Source organism: Siccibacter colletis (assembly GCF_000696575.1).
GTDB lineage: Bacteria > Pseudomonadota > Gammaproteobacteria > Enterobacterales > Enterobacteriaceae > Siccibacter > Siccibacter colletis.
In genome coordinates this window covers 600686-619310 of record NZ_JMSQ01000006.1, presented here as the reverse complement: position 1 = coordinate 619310, position 18625 = coordinate 600686, and the positions used below count along the sequence as shown (strand labels likewise).

Here is an 18625-nt window from a genome sequence, read left to right as displayed (position 1 = left end):
GGCGTCGTGCTCGGGTCAGAGGTAGCTGCGCAGATACTCTGCCAGACAAAGGATCGCCATCGCCTGGCCGTAGGGCATCGAAGTGAGCGGGATCTGACGATAGAATTCCAGGTCATGGCCCATGCCGGTACCAAACGAGGTTTGCAACAGCTCGCCGTCCGGGGAGATGTTCGCCACAATGCCCTTCACCGCTTTTTCGGCGACGGCAGCATACGCTTTCCCGATGTAGCGCTTGCGTACCGCTTTCAGGATACCAGTGGCAAACCCGGCGGTGGCCGACGCTTCAAGGTAGGAATTCGGATCGTCGAGCAGCGTATGCCACAGCCCGCTGCGATCCTGGCATTTGGCCAGGGCAGCAACCTGATTCTCCAGCACCTGAATCAGGTAGCGTCGCACCGGGTCGCGCTCCGGCAGATCCACCAGCTCCAGAAAGTCCGGGATGACAATCGTCAGCCAGCTGTTGCCGCGCGCCCAGCGGGCGTTCGCGAAGTTGTGGTTGCCTTCGTAGCTCCAGCCGTGGAACCACAGCCCGGTTTCCCGATCCATCAGATTCTGGACGTGCAGCAGGAACTGATACACCGCTTCCTCGACGTACTCCGGCTTCCCGAGCAGCTTGCCGATCTTCGCCAGCGGCAGCACCGTCATCATCAGGGTGTCGTCCCACATCTGCTGATGGTTCTCTTCCGCCAGGGTGATGTGTTGCATGCCGCCCCATTCGGTGCGCGGCATCTCATACATTGCCCACTCGGCCCAGCTCTCCAGCCACGGCAGCCAGGCCGGATTCCCGGTCTCCTCATAGCGGTACGCCAGGGTGAGGAATGGCGCCATGGTGTTAACGTTTTTGGTGGTCGCCCCTTCGGCAAAGCGGTCGGCGAACCAGCCGTCGATGATGTCACGCATGGTGGTATCGCCGGTCTGACGCCAGTACTGGTACATGCCGTACAGTCCGACACCGTGGGTCCACTCCCAGCCGGCCCAGCCTTTGGTGTCAATCACGCGGCCATCATCCAGGCGCAGCAGGAACGCGCCGGTTTCATCCTTGATATTGACCAGATTATCAGTGAGCTTGTGGATCAGGGACTTCAGCTCATCCCGGGCGATAAAACGCTCCGGCTGGCACAGTAACGGGCTGTGTTTGACAGGGTAAACAATCATTAACTTAACCTCTGTGTCGTGTCGAATTCAGGTGCATGGCCCTTCAGCGCGGGGGCTGCCGGTTTGTTGCGGTTCAGATAGCCGATGTTGTTGTTGCCCCACAGGTTCTCGTAAGGCATACCCGCCAGCATCTCAACCGTGGCGCGATTGTGCGGGCTGGCGCTTTCCGGTATCGCCCGGCCGGTGGTGCGCATTTTGCTGGTCTCTTCGCGCAGAATGCTGTGGGTGGCCAGGTTGAGCTTAAAGCGCAGCGAAACCAGGAAACCGCAGGCCAGTACGATGAGCGTGCCGACGCTGAGGATCATCAGAATGGTGTGGCTCACTGCCGGGGCCTGCACGCTCTGACCGGATACGAAGCCGGACATCTGCATCACAATGCCCACCAGCATCACGGCACCCGCCTGAGAGGCTTTACGGGTGAGCGTCATGATGCCGGCGAAGATGCCTTCGCGGCGCTGGCCGGTAATGACCTCATCCACATCGGCGATATAGGTATAGGTGTTCCACGGCACATAGTTGATGCCGCCGCGCCCGAGGCCGGCAATAGCGGAGATTAGCAGCAGCAGCGCGTAAATATCGCTTAACCCGGCGTAGTAGAGCATCGCGTAGGAGAGCGAGCTGAGGCCGAACAGCACCACCACCATCCGGTAAGAGGGTGCCGGTCCGAAGCGGATGCACAGCGGGATCATGGCGATCACGGCGATGAACTGGAAGATAGCCATGGTGCCCAGCAGGTTTGAGGCCATCGCCGCTTCCTGCATCAGCACGAACACCACGTAGTAGGTGAATACGGCGTTGAACACGTCCTGGGCGATGTAGCCCCCAAGGTACATGCCAAGATGCTGACGGAAAATCTTAATGCGCAGGGTGGAGATCAGCTCGACGAACAGGCGGTTGAGACTCTGACCCAGCGTCAGGCTTTTCTTCTCTTCTTCGGCACGCAGCGCCGCTTCAGACCACTCCTCACGCGGCCGCTCCCAGGTGAAGAACCAGACGAACGTCAGCATGATGGCGCACAGCACCGAGAACACCAGGCTGGCGTAGAAGAAGGAGATCGCGTTGTCTTTACCGAACTGGGTGAGCAGCACGCCCGGCAGGAAGGAAGCGAGAATGGCCGACATCTGCGCCATCGAGATGCGCGCCCCGGAGAACTTGGTTTTCTGCTTGAAGTCATCGGTCATCTCCGGCACCAGGGTTTCGTATGGCACCAGGATCATGGTGTAGACAATGTCGAACAGCAGATAGGTCAGCAGGTAGTACCAGAAGCCCATGTCCCCGACCCACATCAGCGAGTAGCTGAAGACGCAGGGAATACCGAGCAGGATAAAGAACTTGCGGCGGCCAAAGCGGCGACCAAACCAGGTGGTGCCGAAATTATCGGTCAGAAAGCCCATCAGCGGGCTGACCACCGCATCCAGCACGCGCGCGGCGGCAAAGATAAAGGTCGCCTCGATAGGCGTAAGGCCACAGAAGGTGGTGTAGAAATAGAGCAACCAGGCCGCCGTCAGGGCGGTGGTCCCTGCCCCGAGGAAATCTCCGGAGCCGTAGGCGAGGTAATTAGGAAGGCCAATTTTTCGTGTTTTCATTGCCGTCAACCCTGTAGGTACTAATGGGAGATCCCCGGCAACGCTGCCCGAAGGGCAACAGGGAACCTGTTACGGCTAAAGTAAAAGTATGAAGTAAGGGATACCTTTTTGTTTCTGCCATCCGGGAAGCGATGCTGGCAAAAATGCAAAGAGTGCCGCTATCCGTGTCACTGATTTATAAAACAGTGTTTTGGGATGTTCAAAAGAAGGTGTCGGATTTGCGAAGCGGCTCGTAAAGCCTGGGGGAAATGCGGTAAAAAAACAGGGCTGCGCATGGCAGCCCCGAGAAATTAGTGATAGTTCACAATCACCTGGTTCGACTGCACCCGCATCATCGGGAACAGCTTCCCGCCACCGGGCACTTCCCAGATGAAGCGCAGCGGTTCGCTGGCGGGCACCCCGGTCAGACCGCGCGTGGTCCCCTGCCCGCCTTCAATCGCGACGCAGCGGCTGAGCGAGCAGAGGCGCGTCTGCAGGCCCGCCGGAATGGGGCCGTTCAGCTCGTAGCGCCAGACCACGAGGTTCATCACCCCCTCCGGCTTATCCTTCGGCATCAGCGGCGAGGACGACGCCGCCACGCCGCGCCAGGTTAGCGTAGTGCCGCCGTTGCTGGCTTCCCACGCCCCCTCGCCCTTCGCGAACGCGGCGAACGGCAGGCAGAGCAGCAGCAGTAAGCCACGCATCACTGGCCTCCGATGGTGGCAGTCATGCGGATGTTGCGGTTGTCAGTCATTTCGAGATTCGACAGCACCACCAGCTGCGGCAGGCTGCGGCGCAGGAAGCGCGCCAGCAGCGGACGCAGGGCGTGGTTCACCAGCAGCACCGGCGGCGCACCCAGCATCTCCTGACGACTCAGCGCCTGCTGCGCCTGCTCCAGCAGACGGTCCGCCAGCCCAGGTTCCAGCCCGCCGCCGCCCTGCAGCGCCTGCAGCAGCAGACGTTCCAGCGCGGTATCCAGACCAATCACCTGCACTTCGCCGTTGCCCGGGAACCACTGCTGGGTGATGGCGCGGCCCAGCGCCACGCGCACCACGTTGGTCAGCTCGTAAGGATCGCTCTGCACCGGCGCATGTTCGGCCAGGGTTTCGAGAATGGTGCGCATATCGCGGATCGGCACTTTCTCGGCCAGCAGGTTCTGCAGCACCTTGTGCAGCGTGGTGAGCGTCAGAATGCCCGGCACCAGATCTTCGGTCAGCTTCGGCATCTCCTGGGTCACGCGATCCAGCAGCTGCTGCGCTTCCTGACGACCAAACAGCTCAGGCGCGAACTGGCCGATGAGGTGATTGAGGTGGGTTGCCACCACGGTACTGGCTTCCACGACGGTAAAGCCCTGGATCTGCGCCTGCTCTTTCAGGGCGCTCTCAATCCATACCGCGGCCAGGCCAAAGGCCGGATCGACGGTGGTTTCACCCGGCAGCGTGCCGGCAGCGGTGCCGGGGTTAATCGCCAGCCAGCGGCCCGGATAGGCCTCGCCGCTGCCAATCTCCACCCCTTTCATCAGGATACGGTAGCGCGCCGGCGGCAGATCCATGTTGTCACGGATATGCACCACCGGTGGCAGGAAGCCCATCTCCTGAGCAAATTTCTTACGAATACTGCGAATACGACCGAGCAGCTCGCCGTCCTGCTGATTATCCACCATCGGGATCAGGCGATAGCCCACTTCCATACCGAGGGAGTCTTCCAGCTGAACATCGTTCCAGGTGGCTTCCACCGCCTGGGTGGTTTCCGGGGCTTTCACCGGTGCCGCCGGGGCTGGCGCTTTCATTTCGCGTCCGCGCATCCACCAGGCCAGGCCCAGCAGTGCCGCGGTGAACAGCAGAAACACCAGGTTAGGCATGCCAGGCACCATGCCGAGCAGGCCCAGTACCGCCGCAGCCAGCAGCATGACGCGTGGGTTGCTGAACAGCTGGGTCACCATCTGCTCGCCCACGTCCTGCTCGGTCGCCACACGCGTAACGATTACGCCCGCCGCAGTGGAGATCACCAGCGCCGGGATCTGGGCAACCAGGCCGTCACCGATGGTCAACAGCGTATAGCTCTCTGCTGCGTGACCAAACGCCATATCGTGCTGCAGCACGCCGACCAGCAGACCGCCGACGACGTTGATCACCATAATCAGGATCCCGGCGATGGCGTCACCGCGCACGAATTTACTCGCACCGTCCATCGAACCGTAGAAGTCAGCTTCCTGGGTCACTTCCGAGCGGCGCTTCTTGGCTTCTTCTTCCCCAATCAGGCCGGCGTTGAGATCGGCATCGATGGCCATCTGCTTGCCGGGCATCCCGTCGAGCACGAAACGCGCGCCCACTTCGGCGATACGACCGGCACCCTTGGTGATAACCATGAAGTTGATGATAACGAGGATGATGAACACCACGATACCGATGGCGAAATTGCCGCCGACCAGGAAGTGCCCGAAGGCTTCCACCACTTTACCCGCCGCCGCGCCGCCGGTATGCCCTTCCATCAGAATGATACGGGTGGACGCCACGTTGAGCGCCAGGCGCAGCAGCGTGGTAAACAGCAGAATGGTCGGGAACGCCGCAAACTCCAGCGTGCGCTGGGTGAACATCGCCACCAGCAGCACCATGATGGAGAGTGCAATGTTAAAGGTGAAAAGCAGGTCGAGAACAAATGCCGGCAGCGGCAGTACCATCATCGACAGAATCAACAGGATGAGGATCGGCCCGGCAAGGATCTGCCACTGGGTCGATTTCATATTGCCAGGCAAGCGCAGCATTGCAGCCAGATTAGCCATCAGTGTCCTTCTCGTTCATAAAGTCCAGCCCCGGAGGCACCGGAAGATTTACAGGTTTTTTCGGGATCAGGCCGCCCGCCACGCGCCAGCGGCGCAACTGCCAGACCCAGGCCAGCACTTCCGCTACCGCCGAATAGAGGGTGCCGGGAATTTGCTGACCTATCTCCGCATGGCGGTAAAGCGCACGCGCCAGCGGAGGTGCTTCGAGCATCGGAATGCGATGCTCGTTGCCAATTTCACGGATGCGCAGCGCCACCAGCCCTGCGCCCTTCGCCACCACTTTCGGCGCGCTCATTTTGTTCTCTTCATAGCGCAGCGCTACGGCGTAGTGCGTCGGGTTGGTAACGATAACGTCGGCCTTCGGCACGTCGGCCATCATGCGGCGACGGGCAGCGGCGCGCTGCTGCTGGCGGATGCGCCCCTTCACGTGCGGGTCACCCTCGTTCTGCTTGTGCTCGTCGCGGATATCCTGCCGCGTCATGCGTAATTTTTTGATGTGGCTGAAGATCTGGAAGAAGACGTCAAACCCGACCATCGGGATCAGACCAAGCACGATCAGCACGCCGCACAGCGCCACAATATTCAGGGCGTTACGCAGCGCCGAAACGGGCGACTCGCTGACCAGGCGCAGCATCTCCGGCCAGTTATGCCAGACATAAAAGCCGGTGACCGCACCCACCAGCAATGATTTCAGTACCGCTTTCAGCAGTTCAGCCCCGGTCTGGGCCGAGAACATGCGCGCGATGCCCGGCAGCGGGTTAAGCTTGCTGAATTTAAACGCCACCGCTTTACCGCTGAACAGCAGGCCGCCGAGCAGCATCGGTGCGGCAAGCGCCACCAGCACAAGTCCGGTAATCAGTGGCAGTAACGCCATCAGGGACTGCTTAAGAAGGCTGCCGATTTGGCCGACAATCAGGCTGGGGTCATTGATAATGCTGTGATCGAAATGCAGACCTGCCGCCAGCATGGCCGCCAGTTTTCGACCAAGGGGCGCCCCGCCCACCCAGAGGATCGACACGCCTGCCAGCAGCATCAGCAGCGAGGTCAGTTCTCTGGATCGGGGTATCTGCCCATCCTCACGCGCTTTTTCTATTCGGTGTGGTGTGGGGGCCTCTGTCTTTTCCTGGTCGCTATCTTCAGCCACTACGTCAATCTCGACACGTTTTTCCCGCAGTTATCATGCCAGAGGGCCGCGTAGCCAATGCCGTGAATAGCCCGCGTAAAGGGGGCTTTTTACTGCGTTTAGTAAGGGGTGCACGCCGCGTGTTACGGACCGGGAGATGCGATTTGCTACCGCGATAATGGACGGTAAACCAACGCCCGCTGCGGGAACGCGCTCGGATTAAACGCGGGTCTGATTTAACCTAAGCCCAGTAAATAATGTATAAATTAGCATCGCCTGACGCTAAAAATAATATATCTCTGCGCCCTTTTATTTATCAGCCCTATATTAAACGCGGCACAATTAAACATTCTTACAAAATTCTCTTTCGTAATTAATATTCTTATAAAGAATCCGCTTCGCGCTTTGAATACAGCGTATATAATGCCGAAAAAACAGGTTTTATTATTTTTTGCTTCAATTGCAATTGAATTACGCACCAGGGAATATTAATAAGGAGTGGTTGTTATGCGTTTTACGAAAAATATGTTATTCAGCACGCTGCTGGCAATGTGCTCAGCCTCGGCAATGGCGTCAGAAATGAATGCGGGTGTGGTGCATTTCACTGGTGAAATTATCGAACCAAGCTGTGAAATCTCCGGCGATGACGGGCACGACAGCACCGTGCCACTGGGTAGCTATCCCACCTCGCTGTTTGCCAAAACTGGCGATGAATCACCGGAGGTTCCGTTCTCCATTGCGCTGGTCGATTGCCCGGTCACGACAGATGGCCTGGCAATGGTACAGCTTACTTTTAATGCGCCAACCACGCTGACCGGCACCCCCACGCTGATGGACGTTAGTACCATCACCACCGAGGGCGAAACGGCCGCGACGGGCGTCGGCATCGCAGTGAGCCTGGACGGTAAAACCGAGCTGCTGAAGTTCGACGGCAGCGAAGATCAGGTCTATGTTCCGCTCTCCGCCATGCCGGACGATACCCTCACCACCAACTTTAATGCCCGCTATAAATCCTTTACCGATAAAGTCACTGCCGGCCCGGCTGACGGTGATATGACCGTCAATATTCTTTACCGTTAATTTTATTTTAGTGGATGCCTGAACGGGCACTTACTCATTAATTACTTCATGCCCGGCGCTGGTCGGGCATGAAGTAATACTCTCAAATTATAATTAGCATTGATGGTTAGCATAATGCGAACAGTGAATTTATTTATCCTTTGCCTCTCAGCAACTATTACTGCTCCTGCGCTTGCTGGCGGAGTACAAATAGGGCGTACCCGCGTTATTTACGACATCAATAAAAAAGAGGTCGAACTGGCCCTGATAAACCGGGACCGTGAATTGCCCTGGCTGGTGCAGTCCTGGGTCGATACCGGCGACGGGAAAACCCGCGGGCCGTTTATTATTACGCCTCCGCTGTTTCGGCTGGATGCGCAAAAAGAACAGAGCCTGCGCATTACCTGGACCGGTGCGCCGCTGGCAGAGGATCGCGAATCGATGTTCTACCTTAACGTCCGCACAATCCCGGCCAACGAAAAGGGCTCGGAAGATAAAAACGTGCTGCGTCTGATCTTCAAAACCCGGCTGAAGCTGTTTTTCCGCCCGGCAGCCCTGGCTGGCACGCCTGCTGAGACCTGTAAAAACCTGAGCTTCAGCCGCAGCGGTAATACGCTGATCGTTACCAACGGCGGCCCCTATTACAGCGTTTTCGAATCGCTACAGCTCGGCGCTACCCGGCTGGATAACATTGAACTGGTGGCACCCAAAAGCCAGGCGCAGTTTGCGCTGCCCACAAACGCCAGCGGCAACAGCGTCTCCTGGCGCTGTGTTACCGACTATGGCAATGCCTCCGCCGCCTACAGCGCTGCGCTGCAGGCAAACTGAGCATCCCGATGAGCAGAAAAAACGCTGTTAGCGGTGGGCGATTACGCACCCTTCTGCCCTGCGTGGGCGGAACCCTCCTGCTGGCATCATCGACCGCCGACGCGCGCGAATTTTATTTCGCCCCTTCATCGCTGGAAGGCGACCTCCTGGCACAGCAGGATATTGACCTGTCGCTGTTTTCGCGCCCGGATGCGCAGCTGCCCGGCAGCTGGGTCTCGCGCATCATCCTTAACACCCATTCACTGCCGGATGAGAGCATCAGCTACCTGAGCGGCCCGGACGGCACTCTGCAGCCCCAGTTGACGGTGGCGCAGCTGCGCCGATGGGGCGTGCGGGTCGATGAATACCCTGCGCTTGCCGCGCTGCCCGACAACGCGCCGCTGCCGCAGCCAATGGGGCACTACATCCCTTTTGCCTCCGCCGCGTTTACTTTTTCCACCCTGACGCTGCACCTCAGTCTGCCTCAGGCCGCGCTCAACGAAACCCGCGCCGGGGAGATCGACCCCGCGCGCTGGCAGGACGGCGTGCCGGTGCTGTTCACCGACTATGCGTTCTCCGGCTCGCAGAACGAGGACAGTGCGCACCAGCGCGACAGCAGCCAGTACCTTAACCTGCGCAGTGGCCTGAACCTTGGTGGCTGGCGGCTGCGCAACTACTCCATCTGGAGCGAGACTAACGATCGGCACAGTTGGGAATCGCTCAGCAGCTGGATACAGCATGACGTGGATGCCCTGCGTGCGCAGTTCACGGCCGGCCAGAGCAGCACGCGCGGAGACGTGTTCGACAGCGTGCAGTACAGCGGCGTTAACCTGGCCTCCGATGAGGAGATGCTGCCTTACAGCCAGCGCGGGTTTGCACCGGTGATCCGCGGCATCGCCAGCTCCAACGCCGAGGTCTCGGTGCGGCAGAATGGTTACATTATCTATCAGCAGAACGTCGCGCCTGGCGCGTTTGAGATAACCGACCTGAACTCCACGACCAACAGCGGCGATCTGGAGATTTCCGTAAAGGAAGCGGATGGCACGGTGCACAGCTGGACTCAGCCCTACTCCAGCGTGGCGGTTATGCAGCGTCCCGGTCAGATAAAGTATGAGGTCACGGCGGCGCGCTTCCGGGCGGATAACAACAGTCAGCAAAATGAACCGCTGTTCACACAGGGCAGCGTAATCTACGGCATCAATAACACCCTGACGGCATTTGGCGGCCTGACCGCCTCTGCGGATTACCAGGCGGGCAATGTGGGCGTCGGTCTGGTGCCGGGTGAGCTGGGCGCGTTCTCCTTCGACGTTACCTGGGCGCGGGCCACGCTGGATGACAACACCCGCCACACCGGGCAGTCTTACCGCGTGCTCTGGTCCGGGAAAATCGATGCCACCGATACCAACTTCACCCTTGCCAGCTACCGCTACTCCACGGCGGGCTACTACAGCTTCGCCGACGCGAATCAGCGCTATGACGAAGACGACTGGACCTTTCGCTACAACAAGCGCAACCGGGTGCAGGCCAGCGTCAGCCAGACGCTGCTCGGCAGCAGCCTCTATCTTAACGGCTACCAGCAGGATTACTGGGGAACCTCGCAGCGCGAGCGCAGCGTTACCGCCGGTATCAACCGCACCTTTGGCGGCGTCAGCGCGCATCTGGCCTGCACCTATACCACCTCCGGGGATGATGACAGCGATCGCATGATAAGCCTCGGCTTCAGCGTGCCGCTCAGTCGCTGGCTGCCCAACAGTTGGGCCAGCTACAGCATGAGTAACAGCCGCCACGGCGATACCAGCCAGAGCCTCGGCCTGAGCGGCACGCTACTCGACGATCAGCGCCTGAACTACTCGCTGCAGCAGAGCCATACCAACCATGACGGCACCGATAACAGTAGCCTCTATACCAGCTACCGTTCCGAATACGCGAACGTTAATGCAGGCTATTACTATGGCGCCGACGACTCCTCGCGCGTCAGCTACGGAATCAGCGGCGCGGTGGTGGCCCATCCCGAGGGCGTTACCCTCTCCCAGCCGCTCGGCGATCAGTTCGCTATCGTCAGCACTGGCGGGGCATCAGGGGTGCGTTTCAAAAATCAACGCGGCATTCAGACCGACTGGTTTGGCAACGCCATTATCCCGTCACTGACAGCCTATCAACAAAATACACTGCGCGTAGATACCACTACCCTGCCGGAGGATGTAGACACCAATGCCACCGCGGTGATGGTGATCCCAAGCCGCAACGCGGCGGTGACGGCCCGATTTGATGCCCGCATCGGTTACCGCGTGCTGGTGACCCTGACCCGGGACAATGGTCGTCCGGTGCCGTTTGGCGCGGTAGCCAGCGTAGAGGGCCAGGCACAGAGCGGTATCGTTGACGATGGCGGCCTGCTTTACCTCGCCGGAGTTGGCGAACAGGCAGGCGTCAACGTGCAGTGGGGCACCGATGCGGCACAACGTTGCCGCGCCCGGGTGCAGATCCCCGCCACCGCGTCAGTACCTCGCGCTACGGGTATCCGCACCCTGTCAGCGCTCTGCAAACAGGAGACCCGACATGCAGACTAACTCAACAGTATGCATGCTAACGCTGCTCGTCATGCTGATAAGTGGCCAGGTGCAGGCCACGATCCTTCACGACTGTTTCAGCGCAGCAGCAAGCTATGAAAGTAGCTTTAACCACGAGATGACAGCGGATGAAAACGTCACGCAACATATTTTACCGATGTCGCATTATCTGGTGGGCAGCGGGACGGAGATCGAAGCTAACTGTAGCTGTCCGGGCAACCTGCTCGCCAGCACGCCAGTCATGACCACTAACTATGCCGGTAGCCCGTTATCGCCAGGCATCTCAGGCTATGGTTATCTGACGGAGTTTCTCGATGCCGACGTGCAGGCCTATAGCAACGCCGTTGACTCTCCGGACGGCACTGGCCTGACGCCCATTCCCATCAACAGCTACCCGACGCCGATGTCCGGAATGATGAAGGCGCTTGAGCAGAAGAAACCGACCGAGCAAACCGCCAGCGTCTGCAGCGAGAGTACGCGCCCCGTCGGGGCCAGTACCACTAAACGCAAGTTCAAATGGAACGTGATCGCCGTGACGCTGTATGTCAAAAAACCGATCCTCGGTGAGGAGACTATCCCCGCGACGCTGATGGCGCAAAACTATGCCTGCCTCTCGTTCGGCTCCGGCAGTTGCGATATCGGCAGCGCCCAGCAGGTCTCCAACATCTGGCTTAGCGGTACGCTCACCGCCCCGCTAAGCTGCGTGATCAACGCAGGGAGCACCATTGAGGTGGATCTGGGGCAGACCATGACCAGTCAGTACGTTGCGGCGGGTCAACCTCCGCAAGGCTTTACCCTGAAAGACGTGGATATCTCCTACCGCTGCGATAATCCGGCGGTGAATAACCAGCAGAAAATCAAGCTTACGCTGAGCGCCGACCGCGGCGTGGTCGATTCAGGCAAGTTAATTGCGCGCATGATCGATCGTGACGATATGGGAGTACGGATGTTTGATAACAACAACAACCCGGTGATGCTGGATGGCAGCGTCGAGTTTCCGGTGACGCTTGATGAACAGGGGAACGGCAGCATCGTGATGAAGGCCGCGCCGGTGAGCACCACGGATTCGCGCCCGGCAGCCGGGAAATACGAAGGGAATGTGACGGTAAAAATGGATTTACGCTAGAAAAACTACGCCCCCGGATACCCTGGCATCCGGGGGCGTATCAGACTCAGAAACCGAGACTGTCGAGCAGATCGTCAACCTGATCCTGGCTTGCCACGACGCCAGCGGCGGTCGCATCAAGCTGCGGGCCGTTGAGCAGGCTGTCGTTCGGACGTTTGGCGCGGCTTGGCTGATCCGGAATGTTTTCCAGCAGCACCATCAGCAGCTGGCGCTCAATCTCCTGCACCACGTCCATCATGCGCTTGATAACCTGACCGGTCAGATCCTGGAAATCCTGCGCCATCATGATTTCCAGCAGCTGTGCGTTCGTCGCCCCGGTATGGGACGGCACGTCTGCCAGATAATTACGGGTGTCGGTGACCAGCTCACGCGCGTCACTCAGTTCGATCGGGTTCTCAAACCACTCATCCCAGCGGCTGCTCAGCGCTTTCGCGCCGGACTCCATCTGGTTCTGATGAGGCTGGGAAGCCTCTACGCAGTTCAGTGCGCGCTCGGCGGCCTGCGCCGTCATCTGTACCACATAATCCAGGCGGTCGCGGGCATCCGGAATCGCCTCAGCTGCTTCTGCAATCGCCTGATCGAGTCCCAGCTCCTTCATGGTGTCGCGCAGCATACGCGTGAGACTACCAATGCGGGCTATGATATCGCCGGGCGTATGCTCATCAGTCGGTTTGATTATTGGTTGCATCATCGTCCCGCCCTCACATGCCGAGTTTTTCGAAGATTTTGCCCATCTTCTCTTCCAGGGTCGCAGCGGTAAACGGTTTTACCACGTAGCCGCTGGCACCCGCCTGCGCTGCTGCGATGATGTTCTCTTTCTTGGCTTCCGCCGTGACCATCAGCACCGGCATGGCAGCCATGTTGCTGTCGGCACGAATGGTTTTCAGCAGCTCAAGGCCGTCCATATTCGGCATGTTCCAGTCGGAGATCACAAAGCCAAAACCGCCAGCCTGCAGTTTTGCCAGCGCGTCCACGCCATCTTCCGCTTCTTCTACGTTGTTGAAACCCAGCTCTTTCAGCAGGTTACGTACAATGCGACGCATGGTGGAGAAATCATCCACTACCAGGAACTTAAGATCTTTATCTGCCATAACCACTACTCTCCTCTTAAATACGTATTGCCTGTCCGGCACTGATTTTCGCCAGCATCTGCTGGCTGACCTGGCTTAGATCGACCACTTCGCTGACGCCACCTGAATTGATGGCCTCTCGCGGCATGCCGAACACCACACAACTTGCTTCGTTTTGCGCGATGGTCCAGGCACCGGCCTGGTGCATCGCTAACATTCCGGCCGCGCCGTCGTTGCCCATCCCGGTGAGAATAACCCCCACCGCGTTGCGCCCCGCATGCTTCGCGACTGAATGAAACAGCACATCGACGGCCGGGCGGTGGCGGTTTACCGGCGGCCCGTCATGTAATTTGATTTGATAGTTTGCCCCGCTACGCGCCAGCTCCATGTGCCGATCACCGGGCGCAATATAGGCGTGTCCTGGCAATACACGTTCGCCGTCTTCTGCCTCTTTCACGCTAATCTGGCACAGTTTGTTCAGGCGCTCGGCGAAGGAGCGGGTAAAGCCCGGCGGCATGTGCTGGGTAATAAGCACCGCCGGGCTTGAGAGCGGCAGCGGTTGCAGCACGTGGCGAATCGCCTCGGTGCCGCCGGTTGACGCGCCAATTGCAATCAGTTTTTCCGAACTGAGCAGCGGGCCGGCCTTCAGGGTGGCCGGGGCCGCTTCCGGCGCGCGCGCCGAGAGTTTTGCCCGCGAGGCGGTGCGCACTTTATCGGCGATCATCTCGCTGTAGGCCAGCATCCCTTCACGAATGCCCAGCTGCGGCTTAGTCACGAAGTCGATAGCGCCCAACTCCAGCGCGCGCAGGGTGATTTCCGAGCCCTTCCCGGTCAGGGAGGAGACCATCACCACCGGCATCGGACGCAGGCGCATCAGTTTTTCCAGGAAATCGAGGCCGTCCATGCGCGGCATTTCCACGTCGAGCGTGAGCACATCCGGGTTAAACTTTTTAATCAGGTCGCGGGCAACCAGCGGGTCCGGTGCGGTCGCTACCATTTCCATGTCGCTGTGGCTGTTAATGATCTCGGTCATTATCTGGCGCATCAGCGCAGAGTCATCCACTGACAACACTCTGATTTTACTCATGCTCTTTCCTTACTCAGCGAATAGACGGTCTGGCCACGTAACCAGAAGTCGCGACTGAGGTTGCTGAAGTTCTCTGAATGCCCGGCGAACAGCAGGCCGTCGGGTTTAAGCAGCGGAACGAAGCGCCGCAGGATCTCTTGCTGTGTGTCCTTATCGAAATAAATCATCACGTTGCGGCAAAAGATTGCATCGAACGGGCCGCCGATGTCGTACTGCTTTTGCAGCAGGTTAAGCGAGGCAAACTCAACCTGATTCGCCAGATCCTGGCGCACGCGTACCAGGCCATCATGCGGACCGGTGCCGCGCATGAAATAGCGCTGCAACTGCTGCGGCGACAGCGTTTTCAGCTCTTCCAGGCGATAGATGCCGCTGCGCGCTTTTTCCAGCACTTCGGTATCAATGTCGCTGGCAAAGACCTTCCAGCGACCCGGTGCCGTGCCCAGCGTATCCGCCAGGGTGATGGCGATAGAGTACGGCTCTTCCCCGGTTGAGGCCGCCGCGCTCCACACGCGATATTCGCCGCTGTGCTTGCGGGCATGCTCCGCCAGCACCGGGAAGTGGTGCGCCTCACGGAAAAAGGCCGTGAGGTTGGTGGTCAGGGAGTTGATAAACGCCTGCCACTCCGCGCTGTTCTGGTTCGCTTCCAGCATACCGAGATAGCGACCAAAATCGTCCAGCCCGAGGGTGCGCAACCGGCGGACCAGGCGGTTGTAAACCATATCCCGCTTATGGTCAGCCAGCACGATCCCCGCGCGCTGGTAGATTAATTGACATATCCGACGGAAATGAGCGTCGGACAGCGCGAGGCGCTGTGTCATCTGCAACAATAATGACGTTTGCCCGGTAGGCAGTGATGATGTCATAGCGCCTTCTTATTACCGTCAGGGTGTAACCGGCACCGCGTCAAACGGTACCTGCTTCTCCTCGCGCACCTGCGCGTGGTCGAGCTGAAATGCTGCCACCAGAGTCGTAAGGTGGTCAGCCTGATTTGCCAGTGCATCCGTGGCCGCCGCAGCCTCTTCCACAAGCGCGGCGTTCTGCTGAGTAACCTGATCCATCTGGCTTACTGCTTGGGCAACCTGTTCGATGCCGCGGCGTTGTTCGTCTGAGGCAGAAGCGATCTCCCCCATAATGTCGTTAACCTGCGTGACCGAGCGGACAATGTCCGCCATGGTGGTGGACGCGGTATCCACCAGCACGCTGCCCTGCTGGACGCGTGCCACGGACTCGTCGATCAGCACTTTGATCTCTTTTGCCGCATCGGCGCTCCGGCTGGCGAGGTTACGCACTTCCCCGGCCACGACCGCGAATCCGCGTCCCTGCTCACCGGCGCGGGCGGCTTCCACCGCCGCGTTGAGCGCCAGGATGTTGGTCTGGAACGCGATGCCGTCAATCACGCTGGTGATGTCACCAATCTTTTGCGAGCTGGCTTCAATCTCGTGCATGGTGCGCGCCATGCGCGCGGTCTGCTCGCCGCCCTGCTCTGCGGTTTGTGCCGCGTTCTGCGACAGCTTCGCTGCCTGACGGGCGTTGTCCGCGTTCTGGCCCACGGTGGCAGTCAGCTGTTCCATGCTGGCCGCGGTCTGCGCCAGCGAGGCCGCCTGCTGTTCGGTACGCGACGACAGATCGTTATTGCCGGCGGCAATTTCACCGATGCCGGTATGCATCGCATGGCTGCCGTTACGCACCTGGCTTACGGTGTCGCGCAGCGAGGTCTGCATATGTTTCAGGCCGTCGAAGATCTCCGAGATCTCGTTGCGTCCGTACACGGCAATGGGCCGCGCCAGATTTCCCGCCGCGATGCTCTCAAAGTGGCTGCGGATAATCGCCAGCGGCTGCACCAGCATCACTTTCGACCACAGCAGCGCCCCGGCCATGAGCAGCAGGGCAATCACCGTCACCACGGCAAAAATAATCCCCGAGATCTGGTAGTTCTTTTTGCTGTCTTCGCTGGCGCTCACCACAAAGTGGTTGATGTACTGCTGCCAGGCGTTGAAGCTCGCTTCAAAGGCATCCTGCGACTGCTGCACCGGCGCGGTCAGAAAGTCGGAAAGCTGATTACTCTCAAGCCAGGTGGCCTGATGCTCAAGATCCTCACGCCAGGCGGTATAGCTTTTGGTTGTCGCGGCAGTCAGGGTCGCCGCGGTGTCGGTCGCCGGCTCGCTGGCGGCAAACTGTTTAAACACGCCGTCCGCTTTCTGCATGCTGGCACGCGCGGTGGTCATCAGCGCTTTGATGTCCTCCGCCGGGTAGCTCAGCGCCGTCAGAGTACCGGCACGACTCAGGGCGGTGCTGGCCTGTAACAAGGCCGCGCGGCTCTGCGCCAGGGTATCGCGTTGAAGGTTGCTCGTCTCGACCGTTTTCAGGTTCTGAAAGTCGTCACGAAAAGCCCAGAAGGACAAACCATTACTGCCAATTTGTAAAACGCCACACACAATCAGAATCAAAAAAAGACTGGTCGAGATACGAATACGGTTCAACATCAACGTTCCCTTATGCGGCGTCACGCCGTCGTGTCGTTATCAGAAGGTTTCCCAGTTATCGTCCTGCCCGGCCATCGCCGGTTTTTGTTGGGTTAAGGCCGGCGCGGACGCTGGCAAATAGTCAGCACTGCTTCGTGTTACCGTATCCCTGGCGCTGCGTTGCGCGTTAAGCCGGAATGCTGCCACTGCCTGACTCAGGCGGCTGGCCTGCTCTTCCAGCGCTGCTGCCGCCGCGGCGGACTCTTCCACCAGCGAGGCGTTCTGCTGCGTAACGCGATCCATCTCCGTCACCGCCAGCGCCACCTGGTCTATACCCCGGCTTTGCTCATCCGACGCGGAGGCAATTTCGCCCATGATGTCGGTAACGCGCGTCACCGCGCTGACGATGTCGTTCATCGTCTCCCCTGCCGATTCGACCAGCACTGAACCGGTATCGACACGAGAGACAGAATCTTCAATCAGAGCTTTAATTTCTTTTGCCGCATTGGCGCTTCGGCTGGCGAGATTGCGCACTTCCCCGGCAACCACCGCAAAGCCACGGCCCTGCTCACCGGCGCGGGCGGCTTCTACCGCCGCGTTAAGCGCCAGGATATTGGTCTGGAAGGCAATCCCGTCGATAACCCCGGTAATGTCGGCGATTTTTTTCGAACTGGCGGCGATGTCGTGCATGGTTTTCACCACACCATCCACCACTTTTCCGCCGCGGGCGGCGGTTTCCGAGGCGCTGCTTGCCAGTTGCGTGGCCTGGCGGGCGTTGTCGGCATTCTGCTTCACGGTGGCGGTCAGCTGCTCCATGCTGGCCGCGGTCTGCTCCAGCGAAGCGGCCTGCTGTTCGGTGCGCGAGGAGAGATCGTTATTCCCGGCGGCGATTTCACTGGTGCCGCTGTAGATAGCATCGGTGCCCTGACGCACGCTGGTGACGGTCGTAATCAGCTCCTGCTGCATATGCTGCACGCTGACCGCCAGCTCGGTGATCTCGTTACGCCCGTTCGCAGCCAGCGTCCCGGTCAGGTTGCCAGCGGCAATCTCGCGAATGTGAGCGATAACGGTGGCCAGCGGGTTTAGCAGGATGTGACGAATGCCGTACCACACCAGCGCCAGCACGATCACCAGCGCCACGGCGAGGATGCCGGTCTGCCATTTGGCGAACTGATAATCCGCCTGGCTGTCGCTGAACGCCGCCTGATAGATGGCATCGCCCTGCTTGCTGTAGGCCTCAATGGACTTATCGAGCGCGTTCTGCATTCCCTGAGTAGGCTGGGCAAAGAAGGCATCCATGTTGCCGGTTTCCAGATACTGCACCAGCTCGCCCAGCGCGCCGGCGTATTTCTGGTAATCGCTGTCCAGCGCGGCGCTCACCGCTTCCATGCCCGCGACCGGAGCAATATTGCGAAACGCGGCATAGCGCTGCCCGGCTTCCGCCAGCGAGGCTTTAGCATTGTTAAGCAGATCGGTTTTGGCGCTGCTCTGCTGGTTGGCAGGGTCCATCATCATGCGCGCCGAGGAGCGGCTGAGGTTGATGCGAGTCTGGAGCATCAGCTCCCAGGTCTGGGTCAGTGCGGCCTGCTGCATGCGCAGGCTATTGGAGGCGGCAAAGCTCTGCTGATTGCTGTTCAGCGAGGAGAAAAAAAGACTGCCGGAAAGAAGCTGTAAGCACGCGAATACAACCAGCACCAACATCAGCAGTGTGACAACCCGGATACGATTCAACATACAACACCTTTCGATTAATTCGTTATCGGTGTTATCGGCATCCGGGAAGGGAACTTTACCTCAAACTACAGGAAATCTGGCGCCCACG

General features: G+C 59.3%; 15 protein-coding genes. 4 read left to right on the top strand and 11 right to left on the bottom strand.

Translation table 11 applies throughout. The features are described 5' to 3' along the window. Positions 1-15 precede the first annotated feature (15 nt). From bglB to flhB, 5 genes are all read right to left on the bottom strand, one after another. Positions 16-1155, bottom strand: coding sequence for a beta-galactosidase BglB (gene bglB / locus ET34_RS0108565; RefSeq protein WP_031521185.1), 1140 nt, complete (start codon positions 1153-1155; stop codon positions 16-18). Next, on the bottom strand, positions 1155-2741 hold the full coding sequence (locus tag ET34_RS0108560; RefSeq protein ID WP_031521183.1) for an MFS transporter: 1587 nt from the start codon (positions 2739-2741) through the stop codon (positions 1155-1157). The genes bglB and ET34_RS0108560 overlap by 1 nt, the downstream gene beginning before the upstream one ends. Positions 2742-3031: 290 nt before the next feature. Further along, complete coding sequence (gene flhE / locus ET34_RS0108555; protein WP_031521181.1) at positions 3032-3424, bottom strand: flagellar protein FlhE; 393 nt, start codon at positions 3422-3424, stop codon at positions 3032-3034. Beyond that, a complete protein-coding gene (gene flhA, locus ET34_RS0108550) occupies positions 3424-5502 on the bottom strand; it encodes a flagellar biosynthesis protein FlhA (protein ID WP_031521180.1) in 2079 nt (692 codons plus the stop codon). The genes flhE and flhA overlap by 1 nt, the downstream gene beginning before the upstream one ends. Then, complete coding sequence (gene flhB, locus ET34_RS0108545; protein WP_031521178.1) at positions 5495-6646, bottom strand: flagellar biosynthesis protein FlhB; 1152 nt, start codon at positions 6644-6646, stop codon at positions 5495-5497. The genes flhA and flhB overlap by 8 nt, the downstream gene beginning before the upstream one ends. 486 nt (positions 6647-7132) lie before the next feature. On the opposite strand from flhB, the gene ET34_RS0108540 reads away from it, so the two are divergent. The 4 genes from ET34_RS0108540 to ET34_RS0108525 all read left to right on the top strand — a co-directional run bounded on the left by ET34_RS0108540 (position 7133) and on the right by ET34_RS0108525 (position 12184). Next, a complete protein-coding gene (locus ET34_RS0108540) occupies positions 7133-7705 on the top strand; it encodes a fimbrial protein (protein ID WP_031521177.1) in 573 nt (190 codons plus the stop codon). 114 nt (positions 7706-7819) lie between these two features. Then, positions 7820-8512 (top strand): fimbrial biogenesis chaperone, encoded by a 693-nt coding sequence (locus ET34_RS0108535; RefSeq protein WP_031521175.1) that lies wholly within the window; start codon positions 7820-7822, stop codon positions 8510-8512. A gap of 8 nt (positions 8513-8520) precedes the next feature. Further along, positions 8521-11058: a fimbria/pilus outer membrane usher protein gene (locus ET34_RS0108530; RefSeq protein ID WP_031521174.1), complete on the top strand. Its 2538-nt coding sequence runs from the start codon at positions 8521-8523 to the stop codon at positions 11056-11058. Beyond that, the gene (locus tag ET34_RS0108525; protein ID WP_031521172.1) at positions 11048-12184 is read left to right on the top strand and encodes a fimbrial protein; all 1137 of its coding nucleotides are present in this window, start codon (positions 11048-11050) and stop codon (positions 12182-12184) included. The genes ET34_RS0108530 and ET34_RS0108525 overlap by 11 nt, the downstream gene beginning before the upstream one ends. A 46-nt stretch (positions 12185-12230) precedes the next feature. Here ET34_RS0108525 and cheZ read toward each other — a convergent pair whose 3' ends face one another. The 6 genes from cheZ to tar are packed head-to-tail and all read right to left on the bottom strand — an operon-like array spanning position 12231 to position 18537. Further along, positions 12231-12875, bottom strand: coding sequence for a protein phosphatase CheZ (gene cheZ / locus ET34_RS0108520; RefSeq protein WP_031521170.1), 645 nt, complete (start codon positions 12873-12875; stop codon positions 12231-12233). Between the two features lie 10 nt (positions 12876-12885). Continuing rightward, a complete protein-coding gene (gene cheY, locus ET34_RS0108515) occupies positions 12886-13275 on the bottom strand; it encodes a chemotaxis response regulator CheY (RefSeq protein WP_031521169.1) in 390 nt (129 codons plus the stop codon). Positions 13276-13291: 16 nt separating this feature from the next. Next, positions 13292-14341: a protein-glutamate methylesterase/protein-glutamine glutaminase gene (locus ET34_RS0108510; protein ID WP_031521167.1), complete on the bottom strand. Its 1050-nt coding sequence runs from the start codon at positions 14339-14341 to the stop codon at positions 13292-13294. Further along, a complete protein-coding gene (gene cheR / locus ET34_RS0108505) occupies positions 14338-15204 on the bottom strand; it encodes a protein-glutamate O-methyltransferase CheR (RefSeq protein WP_031521165.1) in 867 nt (288 codons plus the stop codon). The genes ET34_RS0108510 and cheR overlap by 4 nt, the downstream gene beginning before the upstream one ends. Before the next feature lie 18 nt (positions 15205-15222). Continuing rightward, complete coding sequence (gene tap, locus ET34_RS0108500) at positions 15223-16824, bottom strand: methyl-accepting chemotaxis protein IV (protein ID WP_031521163.1); 1602 nt, start codon at positions 16822-16824, stop codon at positions 15223-15225. A gap of 39 nt (positions 16825-16863) precedes the next feature. Then, complete coding sequence (gene tar / locus ET34_RS0108495) at positions 16864-18537, bottom strand: methyl-accepting chemotaxis protein II (protein ID WP_031521161.1); 1674 nt, start codon at positions 18535-18537, stop codon at positions 16864-16866. Positions 18538-18625 lie beyond the last annotated feature (88 nt).